Origin of the sequence: Micromonospora globispora, assembly GCF_003857015.1 — a bacterium.
Classification (GTDB): Bacteria; Actinomycetota; Actinomycetes; order Mycobacteriales; family Micromonosporaceae; genus Micromonospora; species Micromonospora globispora.
Genome location: NZ_QGGF01000263.1, coordinates 1 through 10,103, shown reverse-complemented (window position 1 = coordinate 10,103; position 10,103 = coordinate 1). Strand labels below are relative to the sequence as shown.

At 71.6% G+C, this 10,103-nt stretch carries 8 protein-coding genes; 7 read left to right on the top strand and 1 reads right to left on the bottom strand.

Translation table 11 applies throughout. The features are described 5' to 3' along the window. A partial coding sequence (gene eccD / locus DKL51_RS12365) for a type VII secretion integral membrane protein EccD (RefSeq protein WP_124812060.1) occupies window positions 1–436 on the bottom strand: 436 nt, incomplete at its 3' end. A 436-nt stretch (window positions 437–872) separates the two neighbouring features. Here eccD and DKL51_RS12360 point away from each other — a divergent pair. From DKL51_RS12360 to DKL51_RS12330, 7 genes are all read left to right on the top strand, one after another. Then, on the top strand, window positions 873–2,138 hold the full coding sequence (locus tag DKL51_RS12360) for an RNA-guided endonuclease TnpB family protein (RefSeq protein ID WP_221623164.1): 1,266 nt from the start codon (window positions 873–875) through the stop codon (window positions 2,136–2,138). After that, window positions 2,135–6,097: a type VII secretion protein EccCa gene (gene eccCa, locus DKL51_RS12355; protein ID WP_109945127.1), complete on the top strand. Its 3,963-nt coding sequence runs from the start codon at window positions 2,135–2,137 to the stop codon at window positions 6,095–6,097. Before DKL51_RS12360 ends, eccCa begins: the two co-directional genes overlap by 4 nt. Window positions 6,098–6,319: 222 nt before the next feature. After that, window positions 6,320–6,628: a WXG100 family type VII secretion target gene (locus DKL51_RS12350; protein WP_109945128.1), complete on the top strand. Its 309-nt coding sequence runs from the start codon at window positions 6,320–6,322 to the stop codon at window positions 6,626–6,628. A gap of 28 nt (window positions 6,629–6,656) precedes the next feature. Continuing rightward, window positions 6,657–6,935 carry a WXG100 family type VII secretion target gene (locus DKL51_RS12345; protein ID WP_109945129.1) on the top strand — a complete coding sequence of 93 codons (279 nt, stop codon included), beginning with the start codon at window positions 6,657–6,659 and terminating at the stop codon, window positions 6,933–6,935. Window positions 6,936–7,049: 114 nt separating this feature from the next. Further along, the gene (locus tag DKL51_RS34895; RefSeq protein ID WP_165823127.1) at window positions 7,050–8,546 is read left to right on the top strand and encodes a S8 family serine peptidase; all 1,497 of its coding nucleotides are present in this window, start codon (window positions 7,050–7,052) and stop codon (window positions 8,544–8,546) included. Window positions 8,547–8,582: 36 nt separating this feature from the next. Next, window positions 8,583–9,140 carry a hypothetical protein gene (locus DKL51_RS12335; protein ID WP_109945131.1) on the top strand — a complete coding sequence of 186 codons (558 nt, stop codon included), beginning with the start codon at window positions 8,583–8,585 and terminating at the stop codon, window positions 9,138–9,140. Between the two features lie 17 nt (window positions 9,141–9,157). Then, window positions 9,158–10,103 (top strand): WXG100 family type VII secretion target (locus DKL51_RS12330; protein ID WP_148097773.1); only part of this gene is annotated, 946 nt, incomplete at its 3' end.

The window sequence follows — 10,103 nt, the reverse complement described above, 5'->3', positions numbered from 1 at the left end:
GCGGCCCGGCGAGCAGCGCCGCCGCGGCGCCGGCCGCGAGGGCGGCGCCGGCGAAGAGCACGGCGAACGCCCGCGTGGTACCGACCTGCCAGGTGCCGGGCCGCTGGTTGGTGGCGGTGGCCACCGCGTCGACCACGTCGTCGAAGACGATCTCGGGCGCGGCCGAGACCCGCGGATTGAAGTAGAGCACCTCGCCGTCGCGGACGCCGAGCTGCGCGGCGGTACGACCACCGTCGAGCGGCTGCCCGCCGAGCCGGGACAGGCTCCACCCGCCGTGCCGGACGCCCTCGTCGGCCAGGTCCTCGCCGGCGTACCGGAGCAGGGTGGGAAGCAGGTCGGCCAGCGGTACGTCGGAGGGCAGGGCGAGGTCCATCCTGGTCCGTGGCGCCACGATGGTGATCCGGCTCAGCCCGCCGGTCGCCGTCTTCGTCGCCACTGTGGCCTCCTCGTGCTCGCCTGCGGTCCATCTCGGACGGTGGCGTCGCCCCCGTGGGTCCACGACGCCCACGGGAGATTACCTACGATGGCGGGCGCATAGGATGCCCACCCGACGACTCCGGTCGGTCGCGCACGCGGCAGAGCCGCTCGAGGGGAGTGACTAGTTGTCTCCGAAAGGGCGTGGTGTACTGCCGGGTTTCGTCGCCTGGACTGAAGGGCGACCTGGCCTCGTGGGCCGCAGCGATGAGCACGGGAAGCGACCAGCGAGCGTCACCCGGGTCGCCTACTCCGTTCGCCTGAACCCAGGCAAGTATGCGGCGTTGCTGGAGCAGGCCCGCCGCCTGGGTCGCGTTCGCAGCGAGGTGTGGCAGCGATACGGCTCGACCAGTGGGGTCGGGTCCGGCCTGAGGGACCGGCAGGTGCGGGACCGGTGGTTGGCCGACGGCACGCACGTGCGGTTCGGTGTGCTGGCGAATGCCTGGAAGGAAACCGTCCGCGATGCTATGGCTGATATCGCGGGGAACCTGGCGTCGGCCAAGGTCGAGGTGCGTCGGGCGATCTTCCGGCGCAGGGGTGATCCGGCCGAGCGCAGGCGGATGCTGACCGCGTTGAAGGCCGACCGGTGGGCTGGTGACCCGTTCCTGGCTCGGCAGATGCGCAAGCATTGGAAGCGCGGCAGGAATCGTACGCACGATCAGATCGTCGTGCGCTCCGACAAGCACAACATCGTCGCTGACGGACGCGGCCGGTTGTGGCTGGCGGTTCCCGGTCTCGAACGGCGCAGGATGGTCAGAATCCCGCTGTCCACGACCGTGGCCCCGGCCGGCACGCTTCGGCTGATCCTGCGCGGTGGCCGGGTCGAGGTGCACTACCAGATCGACGCGTCGCAGATGCGGTCGTCGCAGCGGCCCTGCGGTGATCGGACGATCGGCGTGGACAAGGGCTACACCGAAGCCCTGATCGACTCCGACGGCGGCCACCACGGCAGCCGCCTCGGCCAGTTACTGTCCAGCGAGTCGGATCGGTTGAAGGAACGCAACCGGCGTCGGGCGAAGCTGCGCTCGATAGCGAACACCGCCGCCGGCCGCGGTGACCACGCGAAAGCGCACCGGATCAAGGCAAACAACCTCGGCACGGTCAAGCGGGACCGGCAGGCCGCCCGCCACCGCGCCACGGTGCGCACGGAGATCTTCACCGCCGTGCACCGGGTTGTCGACAAGGCCGCCACCGTGGTCGCCGAAGACCTCACCAGAAGCTTCGCCGGACGCAAGACGCTCGGCAAGAACATGAATCGGCGCCTCGCCGGCTGGACCAAAGGGGTCACCGCCGAGGCACTAAGAAACGTGTCGGAGCGCAGAGGTTCTGCGCTCGTGCACGTCAACGCCGCCTACACCTCACAAGCCTGTCACCGCTGCGGTCGGCTCGGCCGACGCAACGGGGACCGGCTTCACTGCACCTCGTGCGGGGTGGTGTGGCAGGCCGACGTGAACGCTGCGATCAACATCCTGCACCGAGCAGGCGACCCCGACATCGCCCTGCACACCCCGCATCACAGGGTGAAGCAGATCCTGCGGGATAGGACCGATCGCCATCGGACCAGACTGCCGGTCCAGGACTCCAGCCCGGCCACCGCCGAGCGGAGAGCGAACCATCCGAACCGCTCAGCAATGAGCACCCTAGGAAGCAGGAGGCAACCGTGAGCACGGTGGTGTTCCGCCGGCTTCCGCGTCAACCGGGACCCGCACTGCCGCGCGGCGAGGTGCTGCTGGAGTCCCCGCCGGAGCTGCCCGAGCCGCAGCCGCGCGGGATGGGCCAGCTCCTGATGGTGCTGCCGACGCTGTGCGGTGTCGGCGCGATGGCGTTCCTGTACGCCGGCAAGGGCGGCGGCATGATGACGTACGTCGCCGGGGGCCTCTTCGGGGTGTCCATGTTAGGCATGGCGGTCGGCACGCTCGGCAACGGCGGACAGGACAAGGCCGAGCTGAACGCCGACCGGCGCGACTACATGCGGTACCTCGCCCAGGTGCGCAAGCGGACCCGGCGCGCGGCGGAGCAGCAGCGCGCGGCGATGACCTGGCGGCACCCGGAGTCGGATGCGCTCTGGTCGATCGCGGCGTCCCGGCGGCTCTGGGAGCGGCGGATCACCGAGGACGACTTCGGCGAGGCCCGGATCGCCCTCGGTCCGCAGCGGCTGGCGGTGGAGATCGTCCCGCCGGAGACCAAGCCGGTGGAGGACCTGGAGCCGATGAGCGCGATCGCGCTGCGCCGCTTCGTCCGCGCCCACTCCACCGTGCCGGACCTGCCCACCGCGCTCTCGCTGCGGGCGTTCAGCCGGATCGTGCTGCGTGGCGACCGGGAGCCGGTGCTCGACCTGGCCCGGGCCGCCCTGGGCCAGCTGGTCACCTTCCACGCCCCGGACGACCTGATCGTCGCGGTGGTGGCGGCGCCGGACCGGCAGCCGGTCTGGAACTGGGTGAAGTGGCTGCCGCACGCCCAGCACGGCGTGCGTACCGACGCGGCGGGTGCGCGCCGGCTCGTCTTCGCCAGCCTCGCCGAGGCCGAGGAGGCGCTCGCCAACGAGCTGGCCGGGCGGCCCCGGTTCGCGCCGGAGGCGAAGCCGCTGACCACCGCCCCGCACGTCGTGGTCCTGCTCGACGGCGCTGAGGTCTCGCCGACCTGTGCGCTGATGGGCCCGGGCCTGCTCGGGGCCACCGTCGTCGACCTCTCCGGCACCGTGCCCCGGGACGCCGGTCGCTGGCTGCTCTGCCTCGACGCGGGGAACGGCAGCGCGCTGGACCTGGTCCGGGGCAGCTCGTCGTCCCGCCTCGGCCGGCCGGACCGGCTGAGTGAGACCGCCGCCGAGGGCCTGGCTCGGCAGATCGCCCCCTACCGGCTCTCCCAGCAGCAGGCGAGCAGTGAGGAGCCGCTGGCCCGCAGCACGGAGCTGCCGGACCTGCTCGGCGTCGGCGACGCCGCGGCGGTGGACGTGCAGCAGAGCTGGCGGCCGCGCAGCCACCGGGACCGGTTGCGGATCCCGCTCGGCGTCGGCCCGGACGGCAACGTGGTCGAGCTGGACTTCAAGGAGTCCGCTCACGAGGGCATGGGCCCGCACGGCCTGGTCATCGGCGCGACCGGTTCCGGCAAGAGCGAGCTGCTGCGTACGGTGGTCGCGGCGCTGGCCGTGACGCACTCCTCGGAGGAGCTCAACTTCGTCCTGGTCGACTTCAAGGGCGGCGCCACCTTCGCCTCGCTGGACGCGCTGCCGCACACCAGCGCGGTGATCACCAACCTCTCCGACGAGCTGCCGCTGGTCGACCGGATGCGGGACGCCCTGGCCGGTGAGATGAACCGCCGGCAGGAGGTGCTCCGGGCGGCCGGCAACTACGTCTCCCGGTACGACTACGAGAAGGCCCGGGCGGCCGGCGAACAGTTGGAGCCGATGCCCAGCCTGCTCATCATCTGCGACGAGTTCAGCGAGCTGCTCGCCGCGAAGCCGGACTTCATCGACCTCTTCGTGATGATCGGTCGGCTCGGCCGGTCGCTCGGCGTGCACCTGCTCCTCGCCTCCCAGCGACTGGAGGAGGGAAAGCTGCGCGGCCTGGACACGCACCTGTCGTACCGGATCGGCCTGCGGACCTTCTCCGCGGTGGAGAGCCGGATCGTGCTCGGCGTGCCGGACGCGTACGAGCTGCCGAACGCGCCCGGCCACGGTTACCTGAAGACGGACACCAGCACGATGCTGCGGTTCCGGGCCGCGTACGTCTCCGGGCCGTACCGGGCGCCGGGGCAGGTGCAGCGGTCCACCCGGGCGCAGGTGCAGCGCCGGATCGTGCCGTACGGGCTGGACTTCGTGTCGGTGCCGGTGGCCCAGACGCAGGTGGAGGCGGCCCCCGAGCCGGAGCAGCAGGCCGACGGCAAGGCGGTCGCCATGCTGGACGTGCTGATCGACCGGCTCAAGGGCCGCGGGCGGCCGGCGCACCAGGTGTGGCTGCCGCCGCTGGCCGAGCCGCCGAGCCTGGGCGAGCTGCTGCCGCCGCTGAGCGTGCACCCGACCTTCGGGCTCTGCACCGCGAACTGGCCGGGCCGGGGCCGCCTCGCCGTGCCGGTCGGTGTCGTCGACCGCCCGTACGAGCAGCGGCGCGACCCGATGATGGTCGACCTGGCCGGCGCGGGCGGCAACGTGGTGATCGTCGGCGCCTCGCTGAGCGGCAAGAGCACCATGCTCCGCTCGATGATCGCCTCGTTGGCGCTCACCCACACCCCTCGCGAGGTGCAGTTCTTCTGCCTGGACTTCGGTGGTGGGGCGCTGCGCAGCCTGGAGGGGCTGCCGCACACGTCCGGGGTGGCCGGCCGGCGGGACACCGAGGCGGTCCGCCGGACGGTGGCCGAGGTGGTCGCCGTCATCGACGACCGGGAGATCCGCTTCGCCCAGCACGGCATCGACTCGGTGGCCAGCTACCGGCGGCGCCGGGCGGCCGGGGAGTTCGCCGACGACCCGTTCGGCGACGTCTTTCTGGTGGTCGACGGCTGGAACACGCTCCGCCAGGAGTACGAGGAGCTGGAACAGACCATCACCAACCTGGCCAACCGGGGACTGGGTTTCGGCGTACATGTGGTGATCACGGCCGTGCGGTGGGCGGAGATCCGGATCAACATGCGGGATCTGCTCGGCACGAAGCTGGAGCTGCGGCTCGGCGACGCGGCCGAGTCGGAGATCGACCGGCGGGCCGCGCAGAACGTCCCGGTCGGCGCGCCCGGTCGTGGCCTGACCCGCGACAAGCTGCACTTCCTCACCGCGGTGTCGCGGATCGACGGCAAGCGCGACATCGACGACCTGACCGAGGCGTCGGTCGCCCTGGCCGGGCACGTGGCGGCGAACTGGCCGGGCAGCCCGGCCCCGAAGGTACGGCTGCTGCCGCGCCGGCTGCCGGTCGCCGAGCTGGCCAAGGTGGTCGACCGGTCGGCGCCGGGCCTGCCGATCGGGGTCAACGAGTCGGCGCTCGCGCCGGTCTACCTGGACCTGGCGAACGAGCCGCACCTGACGGTCTTCGGCGACGCCGAGTGCGGCAAGACCAACCTGCTGCGACTCATCGCCCGGGGTATCGCCGAGCGGTACACCCCGGCCGAGGCCCGGCTGGTGATCGCCGACTACCGGCGTGGTCTGCTCGGTGCGGTGGAGGGCGACCACCTGCTCGACTACGCGCCGTCCAACCAGGTGTTCAGCCAGGGGCTCGGGTCGATCCGCAGCGCGCTGCAGAAGCGCCTGCCCGGGCCGGACGTGACCACCGCCCAGTTGCGGGACCGGAGCTGGTGGAAGGGGCCGGACCTCTACATCCTGGTGGACGACTACGACCTGGTCGCCTCCGGCGGCAGCAACCCGCTCAGCGCCCTGCACGAGCTGCTGCCGCAGGCCCGCGACATCGGCCTGCACCTGATCGTCACCCGCCGGGTGGGCGGGGTGGCCCGGGCGCTCTACGAGCCGGTGCTGCAACGCCTGCGCGAGCTGGACTCGCCGGGGCTGCTGATGTCGGGCAACCGGGAGGAGGGCGCGGTCTTCGGCACGCTGCGGCCGAGCCCGCAGCCGCCTGGCCGGGGGACCCTGGTGCGTCGCCGGGACGGTCAGCAGCTGATCCAGACCGCTTGGTCGGAACCGTTGTAACCGCAAGCAAATTCTGTCGTCCTCTATGGATCATGGGTCCGTCCGAAAGTGTCGTGAACTCCACTGAGGACATATGACGTTTGCCGCTTTTGGCGGGCTGTCATGGCTTGCCGCCGTGGGTTACGGTCTCAGCGAGGATGTCCGTTGGTGGGGTTGGTTGCCTTGCCGCGGGGGAGGGCGCGGCAGATCCGCCGCCACGAAGATGACGGAAGGGTGTGAAGCATGGCGTTCGAGGTCGAAGCTGCGACTCTGCATACCGCCGCGAGTGACGTGCGGTCCACGCGCAGCGAGGTCGACGGCGAGCTGAAGAAGCTGTGGAACGTTGTCGACGACCTGGCCATCGCCTGGAAGGGGCAGGCGTCCACGGGCTTCCAGCAGCTCATGCAGCGCTGGAACGAGGACACCGTCAAGCTGCTGACGGCGATGGACAACATCGCCGACCTGCTCGACAAGTCGGGTACGACGCACCAGGTCAACGACGAAGAGCAGCAGCAGATGCTGGACAAGTTCCACTCTGCTCTCAACCCGTGATCCGCGCTGACGAGCAGAGGAGGAAATCGTGAGCATCAAGGTTGACTACGCAGTCCTCGAGAGCAGCAACCAGCAGATGCAGTCCATCTCGCGGACCATCGACGAGAAGCTGGACACGCTGCGGTCGATGCTGACCAAGCTCGAGTGGGAGGGCCAGGACCGGGCCGCCTACGAGCAGCACCAGGCCCAGTGGGACGCCGCCGTGCGGGACATCAACAAGGTCCTCAACGACATCGGCGCGGCCGTCGGCATCGCGCGGGAGAACTACGTCTCCACGGAGATGAGCAACTCCAAGGTCTGGCAGTGAGATAACCGCCCGTTCGCGGCTCCGGTCCGGCTCGACCGGACCGGAGCCGCAACGCGTTACGAGTCGACTGAGGTCCTGGGGAGTGCCATGCGTACGGCGAAGCACCGTCGGCCGTTGCTCAGTTCCGCCGCCGCCGTACTGGCGCTGGTCGTCGCGGCCGGCTCCGGTCTGGTGGTCGGGTCCGTCCCGGCACACGCCGCCGACACCGTACGCGGCCTTCAGTGGTACCTCGAGCCGCTGAAGATCCCGCAGGCGCAGAAGGTCTCCCGTGGCAAGGGTGTGGTGGTCGCCGTGGTCGACTCCGGCGTCTACGTCGGCCACCCCGACCTCAAGGGTCAGGTCCTGCGCGGCAAGGGGTTCAGCGCCGACGTGGCCGCCGACGGCCGCAGCGACCCGGACGCGGAGAAGGGCCACGGCACGGGCATGGCCGGGATCATCGCGGGACGCGGCGGTGGCGTGATGCACGAGCTGGGGATCGCGCCGGACGCCAGAATCCTGCCGGTCGGCATCGGAACAGACACCCGCAACGCTGACATCGCCGGCGGCATCCGCTGGGCCGCTGACCACGGTGCTGACGTCATCAACGTCTCAATGGCAGACAACTCGCGCCGCCGCGAGCTGGCCGAGGCGGTGCGTTACGCGCTGAGCAAGGATGCCGTCGTCGTCGCCGCCTCCGGCAACGTCGAGCAAGGCATGGTCACTGTGCAGCCGCCCGCCAGCATCCCGGGCGTGATCGCGGTCGCCGGCACGGACCGCGCCGGCGGTCCCTGGGTCGGATCGGCGGCCGGCCCGGAGATGGTCCTGGCCGCGCCTGGCGAGCGGATCATCACTACGGCACCGCCCTCGGTCTCTCCCAACGGTTACCTGGTGGCCGACGGCACCAGCTCTGCAACCGCGATCATCTCCGGGGTGGCCGCCCTGGTCCGGTCGCGCTATCCGGACCTGGACGCGCCCAACGTGGTCAACCGCCTGATCCGCACCGCACGGGACGACGGGCCGACCGGGCGGGATCCGCAGTTCGGGTTCGGGGTCGTGGATCCGCTCGCGGCGCTGACCCGTTCGGTGCCGCCGGTCTCGGCCAACCCACTCCTCGAGGGCGCCGCTGCCACGCCGAGCGCGAGCAGCACCAGCGGCGGGAACGACGACGAGCCGATGGTCACCTTCGGGCTGGCCAAGGGGGCGGGCCGGGTCGCCGGGACGGGATTCTGCCTGCTCGTCGTGGCGGCCCTCGTCGTGCTGCTGGTGCTCCTCACCCGGCGCAACGTGCGCCGTCGGGCGGCGACGCGGGCACCCGGCCCGCCGCCGTTCGGCCCGCCGCCGGGTCACCATCCGCCCGGCTTCGGACCGCCGCCCGGGTACCCACCGCCGCCCGGGCCGGTTCAGCCACCGGGCTACCCACCACCGCCGGGTTACCCGCAACCGCCGGGCAACGGTCAGCCGCCGGGCTTCGGCCCGACCGGCCACGGGCTGGCGCCGCAGCACCCGTACCAGCCCCGGCCGCTGGGCCAGCCCACGGCGCCGCATCCGTACGCACCGCCGTCGGGGCCCGTTCCGCCGCCGGGTGACACCGCCAAGCCGGTGCCACCGCCGCCCGGCGCGGAGCAGGGCTGACGCCGGGCACCACAGCACCGCCAGGGGAGGACAGGAATGAGCTGGGACATCAGCCACAACGTCAGCGAGGATCCGGACCGGATCGAGCAACGGTTCGACGTTCCCATGCCGATCAACCCGGGCGCCCCGTTCGTCGGCGACATCCGGGGCATCAACTACGACCGGGTCGGTGTCGACCAGGCGCACACGCCGAGCAAGCTGGTCGCCGGCGACGGCGAGCGGGGCGTGGAGACGGAGTGGGACGCCGGCAGCCTCGACTCGGCCGTGACCTGGTTGGAGACCCACGCCAGCTACGTGCACCGGCTCTCCTACGACATGTCGTCCATCAAGGACGAGCTCGCCCCGAACGAGCGGGCCACGGACGGCCAGGGCGCGCTGGGCGGGTTCCCGAACGCCCAGGAGCTGACCAAGAACCACGATGCCCTCTTCTCCTCGACCCAGCAGGGCCTGCGCAGGCTCTCGGACGGGCTCTGGGCGGCCGCGGAGGCCCTGCGCGAGGTGAAGCGGAAGTACGAGGACGCCGAGCACGCGAACGCCATGTCGGCGCAGGAGATGCAGCAGGCATTCGCCAACGCCGCCCGTAACGGCGGCTAGAACGGGGGAGCGGGGAGATGGCCGACTGGGAGCAGATGGCCCGCGAGGTGCTCGTGGCGGGCCGCCCGGACAAGGTGGAGAGCGCGGCACTCGGCTGGAAGGAACTGCTCAAGAACATCGGGCAGGTCCAGGAGAGCCTTCAGCAGAACGCCAAGGACCTCGGCACGGTCTGGAAGGGCCCGGCGTACGAGGCGTTCAAGTCGCACGTCGAGGAGCTGGCGAAGCAGGCCGGCGGCTTGGTGGACGCGGCCGAGAAGCCCGGCCGGGACCGGGTGAGCATCGTGACCAATCTGGAGACCGCCGCGAAGCAGCTCCAGGAGGCCCAGAGCTCGATGCCCATCCCGTCCGCCTGCGTCGGGGACGTGCTGGCCGCCCGCAACGGCGAGGTCGTCCTCGGCGTGGGGCTTTTCGAGACCCGGGTCAAGGCGGACCTGATGGGCAGCTGGCCGATGGAGAAGGTCGGCGAGCTGGGCGACTGGGTGCAGGGCTGGTTCGACGACCAGGAGGGCGAGGCCCGCAAGGTCTACAACGCGGTCAACGGCCAGTACCAGGACCGGGTGCTGGAATCGCCGGCCGGAGGCGGGCCGAGCTCCCTCTACACGCCGCGCACGGACATTCCCGACCTGGGTGGTGGCCCCGGCACCGGTGGTGGCGGCGGCGCGCCGGGGGTCGGCGGCATGCCCTCCACCGGCGGCCTGAGCGGCGGCCCCTCCACCGGCGCGGGCAAGGTGCCCGGCGTCGGGTCGGGCGGACCGAGCATCGGGTCGAGCACCCACCCAGATCTCTCCTCCGGCGGCGGTTACACCCCGTCGACCGGCACCGGCAGCTACCCGGGCGCCGGCACGGTCGGCTCGGGTGGCGACTACGGCACCGGGCTGGCCGGTGCGGGCACCGCGACCGCTCCGGGACTGGGCTCGGGCGTCCTGCCCGGCGGCATCGGGCGGGGCCGTGGCGGTGGCGGCC